We start from the raw sequence: 20,285 nt of genomic DNA on the forward strand, positions 1-20,285 counted from the left end.
TCCTGCAAAATGTCATACAACAATATGATTATGTACATAATGGACGTTTCATGATTGAATTTGAAATTGAAAAAGCAGTAAAACTGATATCAGTTTTACTGCTAAGTAAAAAATTAAGCAATTTTTTCAATAATAATGGATGCACTCGTGCCAAGAGCTAATGATAACCCAAGTCCTGTAACAATTACTTCAACTAATGATGGAGTTGTCGTAATTTGCGTAATGGCTTGAACAACGATAGGTGATCCAACTGAAATTAAACTCGTTCCAGTACCTGGTACAGGTACTCCGTTCACTTGGATTGTAAGACCTCCTAATAGACTTACTGCTGCAGTGTATACGATAACAGTAATTTTATAGAATCCAGTTTCACTAATTACGAAAGTATCAGCATCTAATTGAGAAATTGCTGTACCAAACTGAGATCCAACAGTATTAAATGGTACTGGAGCATTAAGTCCAAGATCCAAAGAAATCCCAGCGGAGTTAAATGCATATAGTCCTGCTGGAAGTCCTAGTCCTGATGGTCCAGTAGGTCCCGTAGGTCCAGTAGCCCCAGTTGGTCCAGTAGCTCCAGTTGGTCCAGTAGCCCCAGTGTCACCAGTAGGCCCCGTAAGTCCAGTAGCCCCAGTGTCACCAGTAGGCCCCGTAGGTCCAGTAGCCCCAGTGTCACCAGTAGGCCCCGTAGGTCCAGTAGCCCCGGTGTCACCAGTAGGCCCCGTAGGTCCAGTAGTCCCAGTGTCACCAGTCGGTCCCGTAGGTCCAGTTGGCCCAGTCGGCCCAGTCGGCCCAGTCGGTCCCGTAGGTACAGTCGGCCCCGTAGGTCCGGTCGGTCCAGTAGGCCCGGTCGGCCCAGTCGGAAGGGTAAACGGTGGTATCGGTGGTAATGTAGGTCCTACAAGATTAGGGTCAAATGCACTAGCTGATAAAGATTCATCGGGATTTAATCCATTTGAATAATTATTATTTGACATAAATTCACCTCCATAAAGCGTTCATTATATAGTAGATGCAAAACCGAAAGAAAATGACACGGACATTTGAATTATTGAAAAGAAATCTTAAACTACTTGAACAATTTAAAAAAATGGAAAGTTTAGTATATGTATAACATATGATTGATTTGGAAGAGGGTGATTATGTTGAACAAGCAAGGAATTACAATTAGTTTATGTATGATTGTTCGAGATGAGGAGGAGACAATAGCCCGTTGTTTAGACACAGTTGAAAAAATTGTGGATGAAATTATAGTGGTTGATACAGGCTCCGTCGATCGAACGAAAGAAATCGTAGAGAAATACACTTCTAACATATATGATTTCCAGTGGATTGATGATTTTGCAGCAGCAAGAAATTTTTCTTTTTCAAAAGCGACGCAAGAGTATATATTGTGGCTAGATGCAGATGACGTCTTATTAGAAGATGCTCAAGAAGCATTGAAACTTTTAAAAAGAGAATTAGATCCTAAAATTGATGCTGTTTCGATGCCTTATCACCTTGCAATGGATTCTAACGGGAAACCTTTATATTGTACAAAAAGAAATCGACTTGTAAAGCGTGAAAAACAATTTCAATGGTTTGGAAAGGTTCATGAGTATTTAGCTATTTCTGGTGAGGTTTTTAGTAGTAATGTTGCTATTACACATAAAAAAGAAAAAAAAGTAACAAATCGTAATTTGAAAATTTTTCAAAATACTTTAGCGGCAGGTGAAGAATTAAGTCCGAGAGATTTATTTTATTACGCAAATGAATCTACGGATAACCAAAAATATGATGATGCAGTTCTTCTATATGAAACATTTCTTAATCAAGACGAAGGATGGTATGAAGAGAAAATTTATGCATGTGGTAAGTTAGGAGATTGCTATGCAAAGCTCGGAATGTGGGAGAAGGCAATCGAATCTTGTGTGAAGTCGTTTCGGTATGACGTCCCTAGAGGAGAGAATTGTACAAGAATAGGATATATATATATGGAACAAGAAAAATATAATGAAGCGATATTTTGGTTTAAACTTGCTACGGAAGTACCAATGGCAACGGAAAGTCCTTTCCATAGTCCAGCTAGCTACACATGGCTACCCTATTTACAAATGTGTATTTGTTATAGCAGGTTAGGAGAGCAGGATAAAGCATATTATTACAATGAATTAGCAGCTTCTTATGTTCCGAATAATGCTGCAATTGAATATAACCGTAAATATTTTCGTGGAGTTTTTGATAAACCATATAAAGCGTAATAGGTTTCGTTTTTTGTAGAAATGATTTATCGTTATTCTAACTCTAATAGATTGGTTATATATTAGAGTATCAGTAACGTAACCAATATAGATAAAAAATTTTATACTGCTATTTGCGGACTAATAATCAATGGGGAGGAACAAAAACTGCACTTTATAGAATTCATATGAGATTTATATTTCTAATTCAATTTGCATAAGGAGTGTGTGAAATGAATCGCGAAAAAAGTTCTTTATATGAAGAAAAATCCGAACATTATTATAATGCAGCGAATCCGAATTTATTAAAGCATATAAAAAAGGAATGGAAAGAAGTTCTTGATATTGGTTGCTCGAGCGGTGCATTGGGAGCGGCTATTAAAGAAAATGGTACACGTGTATCAGGAATTGAGGCGTTTCCAGAGGCGGCAGAAAAAGCGAAAGAAAGACTAGATCATGTTATTTTAGGGGATATAGAAAAAATAGATCTTCCTTATGAGGAGGGGCAATTTGATTGCGTCATATTTGGGGATGTATTAGAGCATTTATTTGATCCGTGGGCTGTAATAGAAAAAGTAAAGCCATATATAAAGCAAAATGGTGTGATTTTAGCAAGTATACCAAACGTTGCTCATATTTCAGTATTAGCTCCCTTACTTGCTGGAAACTGGACGTATACAGAATATGGTTTATTAGATAAAACACATATTCGTTTCTTTACATTTAATGAAATGCTAAGAATGTTTTTAAAAGCAGGATATGTTATTAGTAAAGTAGATCGTGTATATGTTGATCATAAAATGTATGAACCGCTTATTGAGGAGTTATATGGAATTTGTAAAAAATATCGTCTTGGAAGTGGCTTCATGGCTGAGACAGTTGTATTTCAGTATATTATTGAAGCTGAAAAATCACAATTATGAGTGCTGCAGACAAAACAATATTATTTGTTACATGTATAAATGATCGGAAATTGTATGCAAACTGCGTGCGTCATATATTGCAATTGTTAGTACCGCCAGGGTATATTGTACAATTTATGCCGATTCGAAATGCGAAAAGTATGACGAGTGGATACAATCAAGCCATTTCGCATCCAGCGAAGTATAAAGTTTATTTACATCAAGATGTTTTTATTATAAATAGGGCTTTTTTATACGGATTACTTCAATTATTTGAGGAACATGAACACCTTGGGATGATTGGGATGGTTGGAGCGCAATATGTTCCTCCGACTGGCGTATGGAACGAAGGGCGTGGAATTGTAGGAAAGGTCATTGGTTATATGAATGATTTGTTTTATATGGCAAGTTTAGAACAACCATATCATGAATCAAAAACATTTATTCCTGTAGAATGTATTGACGGTTTATTAATGGCGACACAATATGATGTTCCGTGGCGAGAAGATTTATTTGACGGATTTGATTTTTATGATGTATCTCAATCATTTGAATTTAAAAAAGCAGGATATACAGTCGGTGTACCTGTACAGCGCGATGCTTGGTGTATCCATTATCATTTTGATGTGAATATGACGAACTATGAAAAGTATCGGAAAATATTTGTGGAACACTATATGTCAGATGTAAATAAGGAAGAATAAAAGGGGGGACAAAAATGAAAGATCATACAATATTAGTCGTTGTTTGTGTAAATAATGAGGAGCTTTTCAAACAATGTGAGAGCCAAATAAGAAACATTTTTGTTCCCCCAGGTTACACAGTACAAATTTTTCCGATACGAGATGCACAAAGTATGGCAAGTGCTTACAACCGAGCCCTTTCATATCCAGCGAAATACAAAGTGTATATACATCAAGATACATATCTTATTAATCGAGACATGTTTTCTACACTTATATCTCTGTTTAAAGAAAATGAAAAGCTTGGTTTAATAGGAGTCGCTGGGGCTCAGTTTTTACCGAATAACGGGATATGGTGGGAAGGGAAAAATTTAGTAGGGAAAGTGATTGAGTATAGAAGACGGAATTATCAATTATTAAATTTAGATCAGGTTTTTTATGGTAATCAACCATTTTTGTCAGTTCAGGCAATTGATGGTTTATTCATGGCAACGCAGTATGATATTCCGTGGCGAGAAGATTTGTTTCAAGGGTTTCACTTTTATGATGTGTCACAGTCTTTAGAGTTTCAAAGGGCTGGTTATTTAATTGGTATCCCAAATCAAGCAAATTTATGGTGTATTCATTACAACGGGGATGAGTTTGATGCGGATACATATGAGAAGTACCGGAAAGTGTTTGTAGAACATTACAAAGATATATTATCTCCATCATAAAGGAGAGATGCAAAGTGAAAGGAATTATTTTAGCAGGTGGTACTGGATCGAGATTATATCCAATAACGAAAGTAACGAATAAACATTTACTTCCTGTTGGTCGGTATCCGATGATTTATCATGCGGTATATAAGCTAAAACAATGCGATATTACAGATATTATGATTATTACAGGTAAAGAGCATATGGGGGATGTTGTTAGCTTTTTAGGGAGTGGTCATGAATTTGGAGTGTCCTTTACGTATCGTGTGCAAGATAAGGCGGGCGGGATCGCACAGGCGTTAGGACTTTGTGAAGATTTCGTCGGGAATGATCGTATGGTAGTTATATTAGGGGATAATATTTTTTCAGATGATATTCTTCCGTATGTTGAAGAGTTTGCAAACCAAAAAGAAGGTGCGAAAGTGCTATTGCAATCTGTAGAAGATCCCGAAAGATTTGGCGTAGCACATATTCAAAACCGAAAAATAGTTGAAATTGAAGAAAAGCCGAAAGAGCCGAAAAGTTCTTATGCGGTTACGGGAATTTATTTGTATGATTCGAAAGTCTTTTCTTATATTAAAGAATTAAAACCTTCTGCACGGGGAGAACTTGAAATTACAGATATAAATAATTGGTATTTAAAGCGAGGGGTACTTACTTATAATGAAATGAGCGGCTGGTGGACTGATGCGGGAACTCATGCTTCGCTTCAAAAGGCGAATACGTTAGCACGGGATATTAATTTTGGGAAACAGTTTAACGGAGAATAGGTGAGAATATGAAAGTTGTAGAAACAAATTTTACCGATGCAAAATTGTTAGAACCGAGGTTGTTTGGAGACGATCGTGGCTTTTTTTCAGAGAGCTATAATAAGCAGGTGCTAGAAACATTAGGGATAACGTATTCATTTGTACAGGATAACGTATCTTATTCGGCTAAGGCAGGAACGATTCGGGGACTACACTTTCAAAAAAATCCGAAAGCACAAACGAAACTCATTCAAGTTATGCAAGGGGCAATTTATGATGTTATCGTTGATTTACGAAAAAAATCACCGACATTTAAACAATGGAAAGGATATATTTTAAGTGCAGATAACCATCGGCAATTACTAGTGCCAAAAGGGTTTGCACATGGATTTTGCACGCTTGTCCCGCATACTATCGTTATGTATAAAGTAGATGAATATTATAGCGCAGAGCATGACTCAGGATTACTTTGGGAAGATAAAGATTTAGCAATTCCTTGGCCAGTAACCGATCCTATATTGTCCGATAAGGATCAGATATTACCATTACTAGAGGAATATGAAGATAGTTTTTAAGTAGGAGAGTTGTTTATGAATATATTAGTAACAGGTGGGGCTGGATTTATTGGAAGTAATTTCGTTCATTACATGCTACAAAGTTATGAAACATATAAAATTATTAATTACGATGCATTAACATATAGTGGGAATTTAAATAACGTAAAATCTCTTCAGGATCACCCGAATTACTCTTTTGTAAAAGGAGAAATTCAAAATGGAGAGCTATTAGAACACGTTATAAAAGAGCGAGACGTACAAGTGATTGTAAATTTTGCAGCTGAATCACATGTGGACCGTAGTATTGAAAATCCGATTCCTTTTTATGATACAAATGTAATTGGAACGGTTACTTTATTAGAACTAGTTAAAAAATATTCGCATATAAAACTTGTGCAAGTGTCAACGGATGAAGTGTATGGCTCTTTAGGAAAAACAGGGAAGTTTACAGAGAAAACACCGTTAGCTCCAAATAGTCCATATTCTTCAAGTAAGGCGAGCGCGGACATGATAGCTCTATCTTACTATAAAACATATCAATTACCGGTTATAGTAACGCGTTGTTCTAACAATTATGGACCGTACCAGTATCCTGAAAAATTAATTCCATTAATGGTTACGAATGCACTAGAAGGAAAAAAACTACCGCTATATGGTGATGGTTTAAATGTAAGAGATTGGTTACATGTAACGGATCATTGCAGTGCGATTGATGTTGTTCTGCATAAGGGACGTGTAGGAGAAGTATATAATATAGGTGGAAATAATGAAAAAACAAATGTAGAAGTTGTGGAACAAATTATTACTCTTTTAGGAAAAACAAAAAAAGACATTGAATATGTTACAGATCGTTTAGGGCACGATCGTCGTTATGCGATTGATGCAGAGAAAATGAAGAATGAATTTGATTGGGAACCGAAATACACGTTTGAACAAGGATTACAAGAGACGGTGAAATGGTATGAAAAGAATAAGGAATGGTGGAAACCACTAAAAGACCAGTAAGGGGCATGTTAAATGAAAGAGAGGGTTATCATAACAGGAGCAAACGGTCAATTAGGAAAGCAACTATTTGAAGAGTTAGACTCTGAAGAATATGATATATATCCATTTGATAAAAAGTTATTAGATGTGACAAATATATCTCGAATACAACAAGTGGTACAAGAAATAAAACCGCATATAATTATTCATTGTGCTGCCTATACGAAAGTAGATCATGCGGAGAAAGAACAGGATTTTGCGTATAGAATAAATGCAATCGGAGCTCGAAATGTAGCGGTTGCTTCACAATTAGTAGGGGCAAAGCTAGTTTATATTAGTACTGATTATGTATTTCAAGGTGCCAGACCAGATGGATACGACGAATTTCATAGTCCAGCGCCGATAAATATATATGGGGCCTCTAAGTATGCGGGGGAGCAGTTCGTCAAAGAGTTACATAATAAATATTTTATCGTTCGCACATCGTGGCTATATGGTAAATATGGAAATAATTTCGTGAAAACGATGATGCGATTAGGAAAAGAAAGAGATGAAATATCCGTTGTAGCGGATCAAGTTGGCTCTCCTACGTATGTGGCGGATTTAAATATGGTTATTAATAAGCTCATTCATACTTCTTTATACGGTACATACCACGTATCAAACAGTGGTTCATGCTCTTGGTTTGAATTTGCACAAAAGATATTTTCGTACGCCAATATGAAAGTGAATGTATTACCTGTTTCAACGGAAGAATTCGGGGCTGCAGCTGCGAGACCCAAATATTCTGTTTTTCAACATAACATGCTACGATTAAATGGTTTTTCACAAATGCCGTCTTGGGAAGAAGGATTAGAGCGGTTTTTTATAGAAACCAAAAGTCATTAACAAATTTCTGTTAATGACTTTTTTGTTTGCCTTTAAGCGGTTTTATGGTACTATAATTATAGTATCAGGTACTAATAACAAGTATAAGTATTTCTGGGAGGATATATCATGGAACTATTACAAGGGAAAACATTTGTTGTTATGGGCGTTGCGAACCAAAGAAGTATTGCATGGGGAATTGCTCGCTCTTTGCATAATGCAGGTGCAAAATTAATATTCACATATGCAGGAGAACGTTTAGAAAGAAACGTTCGTGAATTAGCGGACACATTAGAAGGACAAGAATCACTTGTATTACCTTGTGATGTAACGAATGATGAGGAACTTACAGCTTGCTTTGAAACAATTAAACAAGAAGTAGGTACTATTCACGGTGTAGCACATTGTATTGCTTTTGCAAATCGCGATGACTTAAAAGGTGAGTTTGTAGATACTTCTCGCGATGGATTTTTACTTGCACAAAATATTAGCGCATTCTCTTTAACAGCTGTAGCAAGAGAAGCAAAAAAAGTAATGACAGAAGGCGGAAATATTTTAACGTTAACATACCTTGGCGGCGAGCGTGTTGTGAAAAATTATAACGTTATGGGTGTTGCGAAAGCTTCATTAGAAGCGAGCGTGAAATATTTAGCGAACGATTTAGGTCAACACGGTATTCGTGTTAACGCTATTTCTGCAGGACCAATTCGTACGTTATCTGCAAAAGGTGTAGGCGATTTTAACTCAATCTTAAGAGAAATTGAGGAGCGCGCACCACTTCGTCGTACAACAACTCCAGAAGAAGTTGGCGATACAGCAGTATTCCTATTCAGTGATTTAGCACGCGGTGTAACAGGAGAAAACATTCACGTTGATTCAGGGTATCATATCCTAGGATAAATATAATATTAATTTTTAAAGGACAATCTCTAAATGCTGAGATTGTCCTTTTTATTTGTTCTGAGAAAGAACGATTTTTAACGAAAGTTCTTACTACGTAATGAATATAACTATAATAGTACACGATTTATTCAGCTACGTATGGAAGTGGGAGGGACGAGTGTGAAGAATAAAAATAAAAGTTCAACAGTTGGAAAACCGTTGTTATATATTGCGCAAGTAAATTTGGAACTTGCTGCACCGAAAATAAAAAGGATTATCTTAACAAACTTTGAAAATGAGGATCGAAAAGAGAGCAGTAATAGAAACGAAAATGCTGTAAGCAGTGCTGTGGAAGAGGTAATAGAACAAGAACAACAAGAAGAGCAGCAAGTGGAAGAAAAAATAGAAGAAGAAAAAGAAGAACACATAGAACAAGAAGAGCAAGAACCAGAATCAGTAAGAACTGTCCCGTATAATAAATCATTTAAGGATATGAATAATGATGAAAAAATTCATTTTTTACTAAACCGCCCTCATTACATTCCGAAAGTAAGATGCAGAATAAAAACAGCTACAGTCTCATATGTTGGATCGATCATATCGTATCGTAATGGCATTGTATCTATTATGCCGCAAAATAGTATGAGAGATATTAGGTTGTCTATAGATGATATCCAATCGATTAGTATGGCCGGTTTTTAAATATGTAAAGGTGGTAGAAAGCTTCTACCACCCCAATAGTTTTTTAGTTTACTTTACGATAGAAACGTCGCGTAAGCATTGAATTGCACAGAAACAGCTTAAATCAACAGTAATGCAAGTAGTTGTAGATATTAATCTTGCATTTGGTACAGCTAAAAACGTACAAATTGGATCGTCACCAGGTGGTACCGGAGAACTGTCACCTAATACTACAGTTAATACACGTAATACAGCACAGCTATCGTCATCTACACTTTCCACACGGAAAATTGGAGAACGGCAGCTAGTAAGGCTTGCTGATGGTGCGAATGCTTCAAAAGGTTCTCCAGTTTTTGTGTATAAAATAAAAGGGCGTGTATTTGCTACTGATGCAGTATTATGTGCACCTAAAAATGGGATTTCACAACCAGATCCACATGTTGTTGTAGAACAATCTTGTAATTCATTGATGAATTTAACAACGTCAACTACACAATGAGAAGAGCCATGGTGTTTATTTTCGTTACAACTCATTAATGTCACTCCTTATCTTCTTGTTTGTATTTACATTAATAAGATATTGGAGTCGAGGAGATTTGGTCACAATCTCAAGACCTTTTTTTTTAAATAGGCGAAAGAGGATAAGGGAAGGTGGAATTATGCTGTTTACAAGCTGGCTTTTATTTTTTATTTTTGCGTTAGCTGCCTTTAGGCTCACTCGTTTAATTGTTTATGATAAAATTACAGCCTTTTTGCGAAGACCATTTATTGATGAATTAGAGATTACGGAGCCGGATGGAAGTGTATCAACGTTTACAAAAGTGAAAGGTAATGGATTAAGAAAGTGGATTGGCGAATTATTAAGCTGTTATTGGTGTACAGGTGTATGGGTTAGTGCTTTTTTATTAGTCTTATATAATTGGATCCCTATCGTTGCGGAACCGTTACTTGCATTATTAGCTATTGCAGGAGCAGCAGCCATCATTGAAACAATTACAGGATATTTTATGGGAGAATAATATATTTTCATAATACGAGAAAAAGCGGAGTTTAAAAGAATGAGGGAACGGAAATAAAGAGTTGTTCATATAGTAAATAGACAGAATTGACAGTAGAGGAGATGTTTGCTGTGAGCAATAATCCAAGGCAGAATTCATATGACCTGCAGCAGTGGTATCATATACAGCAACAACACCAAGCACAACAACAGGCATATCAAGAACAATTACAACAACAAGGATTTGTGAAGAAAAAGGGATGCAATTGCGGGAAAAAGAAGAACACAATAAAACAATATGAAGAATGAAACACTCATGCTACTGTGAGTGTTTTTTATTATGTATAAAAAGCGGTATTTCTGTATTAGAAATACCGCTTTTTACTAGCTAATTTGTGCAACTGTTAATGCTGCCGCACGGATGTCTACAGTTCCAATTAACTCAACTGGCACAATTTGAATTAAGTCACCAGGATTTAAGTTAATAAGAATAACACCACTGGATACATCTACTTCACCAGTACCAATAACGTTAGAACGAACTGCTGTACCTGATCCAGGAATAATGTTAGCTGGTGTATTTAATGATAAGAAGAAACGACCAGCTTCTGGTGCAGTAGGTACGTTATCAAGACTAATTGTTAATGTATAACTAATTTGATAAATACCAGCTCGCAGAATTCGAATGCCATCTCCGACACTTACTGTATCGTTGATTACAGGAACAGTAATATTTGGGTTTGGACTTACACTAGGTAATAGTAGTGGTGTAAATAGTGAAGCGAACTGAGGTGCAGAAGCATTGAAAGCAAAACCAAAGGCAGGTAGTGTACTAGCTGGTTTTGCCTCGCAATCGATTTTAGTAAATTCGCAATCAGAAGAGAACATGTTTTTCACTCCTTTATCTGTTTCTACTTTCAGTTAATGAAAAGGACAGGTTCTATGTTCTAGACAAGTTCCCAATTTTAAGAAATTTACATAAGAATACTCTTTAAGCATGGATTGGGTGGCAGAATTATCTGCCACCCAATCCATGCTTAACTCATTATTTAGTTTTAAATAGAAACATCACGTAAGCATTGAATAGCGCAGAAGCAACTTAAATCAACAGTAATGCAAGTGGAGGTTGATATTAGTCTTGCATTTGGTACAGCTAAAAACGTACAGATTGGGTCGTCACCAGGTGGTACAGCGGTACCATCACCTAAAACTACAGTTAATACACGCAATACAGCACAGTCATCATCATCTATACTTTCTACGCGGAAAATGGGAGAACGGCAACTAGTAAGGCTTGAAGATGGTGCAAATGCTTCGAAAGGTTCTCCAGTTTTTGTGTATAAAATAAAAGGACGTGTATTCGCTACTGATGCATTGTTATGTGCACCTAAAAATGGAACTTCGCAACCAGATCCACATGTTGTCGTTGCACATTCTTGTAGTTCATGTATAAAACGAACGACATTCGATACACAGTTGAAATCACACTCATGTTGATGATCTTCATTACAATTGCAGCTCATTATGTTCACTCCTTCTCGTGAGTTCTGACATACACTATTACAATATGAGTGGGATATGGCTGATATTACGTTAATTCTTACGATAAAAACAAGGAATTTATATAGGAGGGATGTACATAGCGTGATATAAAAAAAAGACATCCTTATTTAGTGGATGTCTTTTCAGGTAAATCTTTTCGCACAGTATATAAAAAACGAGATATATCTAATTTCTTTCCTCTGAAAAATTGCGGAGAAGAAATGTAAAGTTCTTCTTTCGCACGTGTAATGGCGACATACAGTAACCGGCGTTCTTCTTCTAACGCTTCAGAAGTTTCCGTAACACGATCATTTGCATCTTTTAAAGAAGAAGTATGGGGCAGGATTCCATCACTCGCTCCAAGTAAAAAGACACATGGAAATTCAAGGCCTTTTGCGTTATGAATTGACATAAGTGAAACGGCATCTTTTTGCGGCATTGTTTTTAATGCTTCCATTTCTTTTTGACCTTGAATCGCCTCGTCGATAAATTGTAAATAAGCTGGAATATCGGTGAAACGAGTGGCAGACTCCATTAATTCTTCCAACATTTCTTCTTGTATGTCTTTATGCATTGTAAAGGAAGAACGATCGTTACTTTGCAAGTACTCTAAATATTTTCCTTTACCATGAATGATTTCTTTTAATGCTTTTTTCGGTTCTAATTCTTTTATAAATTTAATAAAATCGATGCGCTCATTTACCTTTTTCACTTGAAAAGGTTTTAAGCTTGGATTTAATAGTAAGAAATGAAGAAGAGAAGGGAAGCGCCCCTCACCATATTTCCATTGTTCACGTTCAATAAATGAAATACAATCATCACGTCCGATATACATCGTCGGCAATATGTTTGAAAGTGATTCTAGTCGAAACGGCTCAATCACAAGTCGTAGATGATCTAATACAGGCTTAATTAAAGAATGTTCATAAAATGATTGGCTCGCTCCGTGTTTAATAAACGGGATTTTATGGATGGTAAGCTGATCAAGTAACGAACGACTTACAGAATGTGTGCGATACAGTAAACAAAAATCTTTAAAGTTACGTTCACCACTCTCTACTTTTTCTTGAATAAGCTGCAAAATTTGATTTGCTTCATCAAGAGTCGTAGCAGGTCTTGCATAAAAAGGTTGTACACCTTCCTCACGAACAGAGTATAGCTCTTTATCAAAACGTTCTTGATTTAATTTTATAACTTCATTTCCAAGCCCGACGATAAAGGGATTGGATCGATAATTCGTATTTAGTGCAATGATTGTTGTGTTATCAAATTCTTTTGGAAAAGATAAAATAATTTGGTGACTTGCTCCTCGCCAGCCGTATATCGCCTGGTCGTCATCACCTGCGATAAATAAATTATTTCTTGGCGTGGCTAACAATTTTACAATTTCATATTGTGCATAGGATGTATCTTGAAACTCATCTACTTCAATGTAGTGAAAACGTTGTTGTAATTGAGTTAGTAAAGGAGCATTATTTTCTAACATATAATATGTTTCCAATAAGATGTCATCGAAATCAATATAATTGTATCTTTGTTTTACCTCTTCAAAACGTTCGTATACTTCTTTAAATTCTTGTTCGACTGGTGTTTTCGCTTTTACATCTTTCGGACGATTTAATTTGTTTTTCTCAAGTGAAATCATCGCGAGCATCGTTTCAGCATCATAATCGTCTTTTAAACGCAATTCTTTTAAAATTTTTTTTATCATAATTTGTTTATGTTTTTCATTTGCTAAAATTTGCTGATTATACCCTTGGCTACGAAGCAATTTTAAGAAAACAGAGTGGAATGTACCAGCAACAACGTAACTACTTGCTGCATGATTCATACCCGGTAACTTCGCAACACGACTTCGGATTTCTTCAGCTGCTTTTTGTGTAAATGTAAGTAATAAAATATTTCGTGGATGAACTTGTTTTACATTTACTAAATAACCTACGCGAGTTGTTAAAACAGATGTTTTTCCGCTTCCGGCACCAGCTAGTGTAAGAACAGGACCTTCTGTTGTACGCACGGCTTCTAATTGTTTTTCGTTTAAAAAAACATTTTGTTGTTCGAGAGCGCGGAAATAAGCCGCATCTACATCTTCTTCCATGATTAAATGGGTAGATGTTTTCGGAATATGATATGTCGCACGCGGAATATCAGCGTGTGTTAACGATTTTTGTGAAAATTTTTCTTGTGTCATATGTTCACCTTCAAAACTATAGCATCAACATTTAACTTTAGCGGAAGAAAAAGAAAATAGCAATGTAAAAAAACAGGAGGGATCACCTCCTGCTTTCAAATTACAATTCTTTTATCATTACGACGTGCGGGATATTAGCTTCCATAAATACATCAGAACTCGTTACATATCCAAGTTTTTTATAGAAATCTTCGGCATGTGTTTGAGCGTGAAGTTTCAATTTTGGTAGCGAATTTTCTTTTGCATACGCTTCAAGCGCATCCATAACAATTTTTCCGATACCTTTTTTTCGATGAGAACTTAGCACGCAAATGCGTTCCATTTTTCCGATACCATCAAGGGCGCGAAAACGTCCAGCACCGATTGGAACATCATTGTCATATATAACAACGTGTGTTGAAGTTTCTTCAAACTCATCGTACTCTTCTTCAGCAGAGACACGTTGTTCATTTACAAACACTTGTTTACGTACAGAGAATGCATCTCTTAGTTGTTCGTCCGTTTGTACAATCTGTGCGTGCAAATTAGTTGTTCCCCTTTCCAAGACGGAATGTTTCGTGTACAGTCCATGTTCCATTTTCTAATTGATATAGAAGATGGAAACGATCAATTGGTTGTTCGTAATAGAAATCTTTCATACGTAATCGGCCCAACACATCAGCATGCTCTGCATCTGATAAGCCTTGTCCGATTGTTAAATGAGGTACGAAAGCATATTCGCGTTCTTGCGTGAATAACCCGCTATGCATTTCTTCATTTAAGAAAGTAAGTTCAGGTGTTTTTTCTACTTTAAAGTAAAGGACGTTATTAACAGGTGCGAATGAACCAACTTTCCCAACATGAAGGGTGAAAGGGTTCGTTTTACTTGCGATTGTATGTAACTCGTTTACAATCGACTCTAATTGTTCATCTTGCGCCTCAAAGGGTGTTTTCAATGTAATATGTGGCGGAACTAATGCGTAGTGCGGGTCATAACGTTTACGCAATCCGTTCGCTTTATCTTGAATCATTTTAGATGGAAAAATTACAATGCCTAATTTCATGTTCCAATTCCTCCCTTTGTAAGTCTAGTTAGATTTTGAGATAAATAAATCTCTTTATCTATTATATCAAATTATTCTGAATACTGCTCTCTATTATTTCATTGATAGAATATGAGAGAAGGCTTTCGGTAAATCAGTCTGCCAATATTTCCAAGTATGATTGCCTTCAAATTCCTCATAATGCGTGATGAAGTTTTTATCTGTAAGAAGCGTATTTAACTCACGGTTCGGCCCTACGAAATCAGATACTTGTCCATCAGTACGCTTTACAGCCGTTTCTTCTGTACCGATGACGTGATACAGTTCTAACGCCTGTGGATCTTTGAATTCTTTTGCTAAGTTCATCACTGTCTCATCCACAAATGGTGATTGCATAACGACTTTACCGAATGTATGCGGATACATAAGTGCAGTCATAAAGGAAACTGTTCCACCAAGAGAATCACCAATTAAAACACGGCCTTTTCCCATTTGGTACGTTGGATAATTTTCATCAATATATGGTGCAAGTTCATGAGCAAGGAAACGAATATATGCAGCATTTTTTACTTCATTTGGGAAATATTTTTCTTTACGATCATGTACATTTTTATATGGAATACCGACAATAATTGTACGGTCAATTTCTTCGGTTTCACGAAGGCGCTCAATTACACGGTGCGCTTTACCGAGCTGAAAATAATCTCTACCATCTTGTGCAATTACAACTGTATGTTTGTGCAGTGGCGTGTAATTTACTGGTAAATAAACGAGAAGTGTAACGTCTTCTTGGAGTGATGCGCTATAAAATGAAATTTCTTCAATTCTCCCTATTGTTTGACTCATGTAGATCCCCCTAAATAAAAATTTACTGTAACGATTGTAAGAGCGACGCTTGTAGTGAAAAGGAAAGAAATATTCACTAATCGGTGCCTTAATTTCTATTTTACCATAATGGTACGAAGAATCTAAAAAATTAGTATTTAAGTTGCGAAAGAAAACGGATATAATGAAGTGGGATTTTTGACAGGTGAGAGGGGAGACAGGATTTGAAACAAGAAAAATCAATCGCACTACCATTAGCAATTTCTATAATTGCCATTTCGTTTGCAGCAGTTTTTGTAAAGATGTCCTCAGCACCATCTTCAATATTAAGTATGTATCGCTTATGGATTATCGTACTTATTATGCTGCCTATCGTATGGAAAAAAAGAGAGGAATTTAATAGGATTCAAATGAAAGATTGGGGCTTTTTAATTGGATCTGGTTTCTTTTTAGCACTTCATTTTCTTTTATGGTTTGAATCTTTAAAGCATACAACAGTTGCTAGTTCAACAATTATTTTGGCACTTCAACCGATCGTATCTTTAGTTGGAGGTTTTTTTCTATTTAAAGAAAGAACAACATATTCAGCCATTGCAACGATGGGAATCGCTATTTTAGGAGTAATGTGCATTGGTTGGGGAGATTTAGGTTTAAGTAAGCAAGCAATTTATGGTGACATATTATCCTTTCTAAGTGTAATAGCAGTTGTCGGTTATTTATTTATCGGGCAAACGACAGTGAAGAAAGTATCGCACTGGATTTATAGCTTTACAGTCTTTGCGTTCGCAGGTCTTTTTATGGGGATTTATAATGTCATATTACAAGTACCCTTTACAGGTTATACGAAGTGGGATTGGACTGTTTTTCTTTTACTTGCGGTTGTGCCGACAGTGTCACATGTAATTAATAACTGGCTGTTAAATTATGTGAATGCAACGACAATTTCAATGAGTATTTTAGGAGAACCTGTTGGAGCATCTATACTTGCGTTCTTCTTACTTGGAGAAAAATTAAATGCAATGCAAATTATCGGTAGCATGCTCGTATTGTTTGGTGTATCTGTTTTCTTACTGCAGCAACAAAAGCGAACAGCAAAAAATGTCGTAAACGAGCCGGTGTATACACAGGAATTATAGTGTTAGGGGAGAAAAGAGAAGTTATGATACTTCTCTTTTTGTTTTATAGAAATGCGGGCGTAGAAGGGGGAGGAAAATGGAAGAGATATTAAAGAAGTATATGAATAGATTTACAACACTAAGTGAAGAAGAGCAGCAAATGATCCTCAGTGAATTACAAATTGAAGAATATAAAAAAGGAACAGTGCTCCTAAGACAAGGAAATGTTCCGTTAAAATGTTATTTTGTATTAAAAGGATGCGTTAGGCAACATAGTATAGATGAAGCAGGGAAAGAAGTTACATCAAATTTTTATACAGAAGAACAGGCAATTTCAAATTTCAACCATCATAAACAAGATAAATCTTCATCTTTTTTTATTAATCTTGTAAAAAGTAAAAACTCAAATATTGAAATCAAGTAAAAGAGTGGCTACGAAGCCACTCTTTTACTTTGGATTTGTCATATAAGGGTGTACATGAATGACACATAGGTCACGGAATTTGCCTTCAGCAGTTGTGACAATTACGACTGCTTTACCTGTACTTTTTCCAGTAATCGTTACGGTGTCACCTTTTGGATATATGGTGATGATATCAGAATTCATATTTGACCAAATAAGCTCTTTATTCGTTGCTTGTATTGGTAAAATGGAAGCTGATAACACAATGTTTTGTCCCGTTTTTATTTTTAATTTATGTTTTTCCATATGAACACCGATGACTGAAATAACAGAAGGAGCAATTGAAATTTTAGGCGGGTTAGGTTGCATGTTTAAACAAGACGCAGAAGTATTTGTGATAGGTGAAAATTTTCGTGTTTGTTGTTGCTGGAAAGCTGCTAACATGTTGGAGTCCCCTTTCTGTATAAGTGCTGATACTCATACTATAAAGGAGTAGTGTTATGTTAAATTTAACGAAACATAAAGAATTTGTTAAATTTGATAAGAAGATTGTCGAACTGTAAAAAATCTCTGCTGTTATCATAACAGCAGAGATTTTTTTATAAATTATGACGATGTTGTTTTTCGAAATCCTCAAATTGCTCTTCAACTTCTTTTGAAGGTTGTGTTAGTAAACTAACAATTACGATGGCTAGTAAACTAATAGCGAAACCTGGAATCATTTCATATAAGAAATCTTTTAAGAATTTGAATTGAGTCCATATAATAACAGTAGCGGCACCAGAAATCATACCGGCAAGTGCGCCCCATTTCGTCATACGTTTCCAATATAAGCTTAATAAAATAGCAGGTCCAAATGAAGAACCGAACCCAGCCCAAGCGTATCCAACAAGAGCTAAAATTGTATCATTTTGTTTAAACGCTAAAGCGCATCCAACTAATGCAATAACAAGTACAGCCATACGACCGACAAATACAAGCTCTTTATCAGAGGCAGAGCGTTTAAAGAATGTACGATATAAGTCTTCCGTTACTGCACTTGAAGTAACGAGTAACTGAGATGAGATTGTACTCATAATTGCTGCTAAAATAGCGGCTAATAAGAATCCAGTAATAAGTGGATGGAATAAAATTTTTCCTAGTTCAAGGAAAATTGTTTCCGGGTTAGATAATGTTAACTCTTGTTGTGAATAGTAAGCAATACCGATAAGACCAGTAAACATAGCTCCGACAACAGAGAAAATCATCCAGCTCATACCAATTCTTCGTGCGCTTTTCAGTTCTTTTACGGACGAAATCGCCATAAAGCGTACGATAATATGAGGTTGTCCAACATAACCAAGCCCCCATGCGAATAAAGAAATCATTCCTAAAGTAGAGGCACCTTTAAAAATATCTAAACGTGTTGGATCTACAGAGCGGATTGTATCAAATGCAGGTCCAAGTCCATTCGAATTCATAATTGTTACGATAGGAACAAGAATAAGAGCGACTACCATAATGATTCCTTGCACGAAGTCTGTCCAACTTACTGCTAAGAACCCACCAAATAATGTGTAAGCTACAACAACGCCTGCAACAATGAATAATCCAACGTGGTAGTTCATACCAAATGAATTTTCAAATAATACAGCGCCTGAAACTAATCCTGAAGCTACATAGAAAGTAAAGAAAATCATAATAACAAGTCCAGATACTAAACGTAGCATATGAGATTTGTCGTGGAAACGGTGTTCCAAAAATTCTGGAATAGTAATAGAGTTATTTGCAATTTCTGAGTAGGTACGTAAGCGAGGAGCAACATAAAGCCAGTTTGCGTATGCGCCTAGTGTTAGGCCGATCGCAATCCAACTACTACTTAATCCAACGCTAAACATTGCACCTGGTAATCCCATTAAAAGCCAACCACTCATATCGGATGCTCCAGCACTTAATGCCGTTACTGCGGGGCCTAGTGTACGCCCGCCAAGCATATAATCTGTTAAGTTGGACGTTCGTTTATAGGCGAAATAGCCGATTACTAACATCCCGAGCATGTAAATAGAGATTGAAGTTAAAGTTAACATCTGCGTACTCATGAAGTTCCCCTTCCTTTTGTCATGTCTTTTGATGCGTTATGCATATTTATCCCGCATAAACGGGCAGTAAAACTCCCACCTTAAAATTGGCTGGGCAAGGAAGTTAGGTGGGAGAGCAACTGCCCGTAAATGCCCGATTGATTTAACTAATAATCAGTGGGATGAACAAACCCCTACTGATTAAAGTTTCACTTTATAATCTATCATGATTATTCTGAAAAATCCATATAGAAATACGAATTTTCAGAAATGTAAGCGTTTTTTGATGTCATTTTACTTTTTTAATATATAATATTCATACAAAAAACCTTATTTTTAATAGAGTATTTATTATATTTACATAAAAAGAGGTTGTTTTGTCAATATAATATTGAAAGGAAAGAAAAATAAAATTTTTAAAAAAGTATTGACTTGTGAAAAAAGTCAGGTCTATAATGAGTGCAACTTAAAAAAATGCAAGCGTTGATGAAGAAGAGTACACATGATGAACATGTCAGAGAGCTGATGGTTGGTGCGAATCAGTATGGAATTGATGTGGAATGGGCTTCGGAGCTTCCAAACCGAAACGAAAGAAGTAGGCTTTGGCGACATGATCTCATCGATACAAGAGACACGTATTGTTTTTGATACGGTAAAGTGCGTTACATTTGTAATGAATTAAGGTGGCACCACGGGAGTACCCGTCCTTTCTATAGGATGAGTACTCCCTTTTTGTGTATAAAAAATTAAATAAATGAAATCGTTTAAGTAAGAAGAGTACGTATATTAGAGACGTTACAGAGAGCCGGGAATAGGTGGGAGCCCGGTACGGTGCCATATACGGAATGGGCTTACGAGAGGTATGCTGAACAATTATTTTCAGTAGGCAACCCGGGTTCCGCCGTTACAAGGAT

23 protein-coding genes, 1 pseudogene and 2 other annotated features (1 of these 26 cut by a window edge) are annotated in these 20,285 nt (G+C 36.2%); of the genes and pseudogenes, 14 read left to right on the forward strand and 10 right to left on the reverse strand.

Translation table 11 applies throughout. From position 1 onward, the window contains the following. Positions 1 to 113: 113 nt before the first annotated feature. Positions 114 to 974, reverse strand: coding sequence for a BclA C-terminal domain-containing protein (locus tag NST27_RS06150; RefSeq protein WP_047385744.1), 861 nt, complete (start codon positions 972 to 974; stop codon positions 114 to 116). Positions 975 to 1,139: 165 nt separating this feature from the next. Between NST27_RS06150 and NST27_RS06155 the strand changes: the two genes are divergently transcribed. From NST27_RS06155 to NST27_RS06200, 10 genes are all read left to right on the forward strand, one after another. Beyond that, complete coding sequence (locus NST27_RS06155) at positions 1,140 to 2,237, forward strand: glycosyltransferase (protein ID WP_061661872.1); 1,098 nt, start codon at positions 1,140 to 1,142, stop codon at positions 2,235 to 2,237. 212 nt (positions 2,238 to 2,449) lie between these two features. Then, complete coding sequence (locus tag NST27_RS06160; RefSeq protein WP_001078431.1) at positions 2,450 to 3,139, forward strand: class I SAM-dependent methyltransferase; 690 nt, start codon at positions 2,450 to 2,452, stop codon at positions 3,137 to 3,139. Beyond that, positions 3,136 to 3,822, forward strand: a complete 687-nt coding sequence (locus tag NST27_RS06165; RefSeq protein WP_001271183.1) for a glycosyltransferase family protein — start codon at positions 3,136 to 3,138, stop codon at positions 3,820 to 3,822. The genes NST27_RS06160 and NST27_RS06165 overlap by 4 nt, the downstream gene beginning before the upstream one ends. 14 nt (positions 3,823 to 3,836) lie before the next feature. Beyond that, the gene (locus NST27_RS06170; protein ID WP_000651520.1) at positions 3,837 to 4,517 is read left to right on the forward strand and encodes a glycosyltransferase family protein; all 681 of its coding nucleotides are present in this window, start codon (positions 3,837 to 3,839) and stop codon (positions 4,515 to 4,517) included. A gap of 14 nt (positions 4,518 to 4,531) precedes the next feature. Next, a complete protein-coding gene (locus NST27_RS06175) occupies positions 4,532 to 5,269 on the forward strand; it encodes a sugar phosphate nucleotidyltransferase (RefSeq protein ID WP_000676160.1) in 738 nt (245 codons plus the stop codon). Positions 5,270 to 5,277: 8 nt separating this feature from the next. Continuing rightward, positions 5,278 to 5,823: a dTDP-4-dehydrorhamnose 3,5-epimerase gene (gene rfbC, locus NST27_RS06180; RefSeq protein ID WP_000869413.1), complete on the forward strand. Its 546-nt coding sequence runs from the start codon at positions 5,278 to 5,280 to the stop codon at positions 5,821 to 5,823. 15 nt (positions 5,824 to 5,838) lie between these two features. Continuing rightward, complete coding sequence (rfbB, locus tag NST27_RS06185; protein ID WP_001024171.1) at positions 5,839 to 6,810, forward strand: dTDP-glucose 4,6-dehydratase; 972 nt, start codon at positions 5,839 to 5,841, stop codon at positions 6,808 to 6,810. Positions 6,811 to 6,822: 12 nt separating this feature from the next. Then, positions 6,823 to 7,677, forward strand: coding sequence for a dTDP-4-dehydrorhamnose reductase (gene rfbD, locus NST27_RS06190; protein ID WP_000664648.1), 855 nt, complete (start codon positions 6,823 to 6,825; stop codon positions 7,675 to 7,677). 108 nt (positions 7,678 to 7,785) lie between these two features. Beyond that, positions 7,786 to 8,556 carry an enoyl-ACP reductase FabI gene (fabI, locus tag NST27_RS06195; RefSeq protein WP_000421885.1) on the forward strand — a complete coding sequence of 257 codons (771 nt, stop codon included), beginning with the start codon at positions 7,786 to 7,788 and terminating at the stop codon, positions 8,554 to 8,556. 141 nt (positions 8,557 to 8,697) lie between these two features. Beyond that, positions 8,698 to 9,240, forward strand: coding sequence for a spore coat CotO family protein (locus NST27_RS06200; protein WP_080008921.1), 543 nt, complete (start codon positions 8,698 to 8,700; stop codon positions 9,238 to 9,240). A gap of 48 nt (positions 9,241 to 9,288) precedes the next feature. On the opposite strand, the gene exsY is transcribed toward NST27_RS06200, so the two are convergent. Then, complete coding sequence (exsY, locus tag NST27_RS06205) at positions 9,289 to 9,753, reverse strand: exosporium assembly protein ExsY (RefSeq protein WP_001277740.1); 465 nt, start codon at positions 9,751 to 9,753, stop codon at positions 9,289 to 9,291. Between the two features lie 125 nt (positions 9,754 to 9,878). Here exsY and NST27_RS06210 point away from each other — a divergent pair, with 125 nt between their 5' ends. After that, positions 9,879 to 10,238 (forward strand): DUF1360 domain-containing protein, encoded by a 360-nt coding sequence (locus NST27_RS06210; protein WP_000899664.1) that lies wholly within the window; start codon positions 9,879 to 9,881, stop codon positions 10,236 to 10,238. A gap of 101 nt (positions 10,239 to 10,339) precedes the next feature. Continuing rightward, positions 10,340 to 10,525, forward strand: coding sequence for a hypothetical protein (locus tag NST27_RS06215; protein ID WP_029948404.1), 186 nt, complete (start codon positions 10,340 to 10,342; stop codon positions 10,523 to 10,525). Between the two features lie 75 nt (positions 10,526 to 10,600). Here NST27_RS06215 and exsF read toward each other — a convergent pair whose 3' ends face one another. The 6 genes from exsF to NST27_RS06245 form a co-directional block, all read right to left on the reverse strand. Further along, entirely contained in the window at positions 10,601 to 11,104 is a 504-nt protein-coding gene (gene exsF / locus NST27_RS06220; protein ID WP_000492942.1) for an exosporium protein ExsF, read from the reverse strand. Positions 11,105 to 11,271: 167 nt separating this feature from the next. Continuing rightward, positions 11,272 to 11,739 (reverse strand): spore coat protein CotY, encoded by a 468-nt coding sequence (gene cotY, locus NST27_RS06225; protein WP_001277719.1) that lies wholly within the window; start codon positions 11,737 to 11,739, stop codon positions 11,272 to 11,274. 143 nt (positions 11,740 to 11,882) lie between these two features. Then, a complete protein-coding gene (locus NST27_RS06230) occupies positions 11,883 to 13,949 on the reverse strand; it encodes an ATP-dependent helicase (RefSeq protein ID WP_000191204.1) in 2,067 nt (688 codons plus the stop codon). Between the two features lie 100 nt (positions 13,950 to 14,049). Next, the gene (locus tag NST27_RS06235; RefSeq protein WP_000543293.1) at positions 14,050 to 14,472 is read right to left on the reverse strand and encodes a GNAT family N-acetyltransferase; all 423 of its coding nucleotides are present in this window, start codon (positions 14,470 to 14,472) and stop codon (positions 14,050 to 14,052) included. Between the two features lies 1 nt (position 14,473). Beyond that, positions 14,474 to 14,992 (reverse strand): YjcG family protein, encoded by a 519-nt coding sequence (locus NST27_RS06240; RefSeq protein ID WP_000765863.1) that lies wholly within the window; start codon positions 14,990 to 14,992, stop codon positions 14,474 to 14,476. Positions 14,993 to 15,085: 93 nt separating this feature from the next. Beyond that, positions 15,086 to 15,817, reverse strand: a complete 732-nt coding sequence (locus NST27_RS06245; protein ID WP_000084012.1) for an alpha/beta hydrolase — start codon at positions 15,815 to 15,817, stop codon at positions 15,086 to 15,088. 203 nt (positions 15,818 to 16,020) lie between these two features. Between NST27_RS06245 and NST27_RS06250 the strand changes: the two genes are divergently transcribed. Together NST27_RS06250 and NST27_RS06255 are read left to right on the forward strand one after the other, a co-directional pair. Further along, entirely contained in the window at positions 16,021 to 16,932 is a 912-nt protein-coding gene (locus NST27_RS06250) for a DMT family transporter (protein WP_000806939.1), read from the forward strand. 76 nt (positions 16,933 to 17,008) lie between these two features. Then, positions 17,009 to 17,281, forward strand: a pseudogene (locus NST27_RS06255) (Crp/Fnr family transcriptional regulator); the annotation flags it as partial. A 78-nt stretch (positions 17,282 to 17,359) separates the two neighbouring features. On the opposite strand, the gene NST27_RS06260 reads toward NST27_RS06255, so the two are convergent. Both NST27_RS06260 and putP read right to left on the reverse strand, forming a co-directional pair. Next, complete coding sequence (locus tag NST27_RS06260; RefSeq protein WP_000878736.1) at positions 17,360 to 17,758, reverse strand: Ig-like domain-containing protein; 399 nt, start codon at positions 17,756 to 17,758, stop codon at positions 17,360 to 17,362. 155 nt (positions 17,759 to 17,913) lie between these two features. Next, entirely contained in the window at positions 17,914 to 19,392 is a 1,479-nt protein-coding gene (gene putP / locus NST27_RS06265; protein WP_000107210.1) for a sodium/proline symporter PutP, read from the reverse strand. Between the two features lie 453 nt (positions 19,393 to 19,845). Next, positions 19,846 to 20,083 (forward strand) — a binding site (T-box leader). Between the two features lie 42 nt (positions 20,084 to 20,125). Then, positions 20,126 to 20,285 (forward strand) — a binding site (T-box leader); it runs 85 nt beyond the window's last position.

The sequence above is a fragment of the Bacillus sp. FSL W8-0770 genome (assembly GCF_038008705.1).
In the GTDB taxonomy this organism is placed as follows: Bacteria; Bacillota; Bacilli; order Bacillales; family Bacillaceae_G; genus Bacillus_A; species Bacillus_A cereus.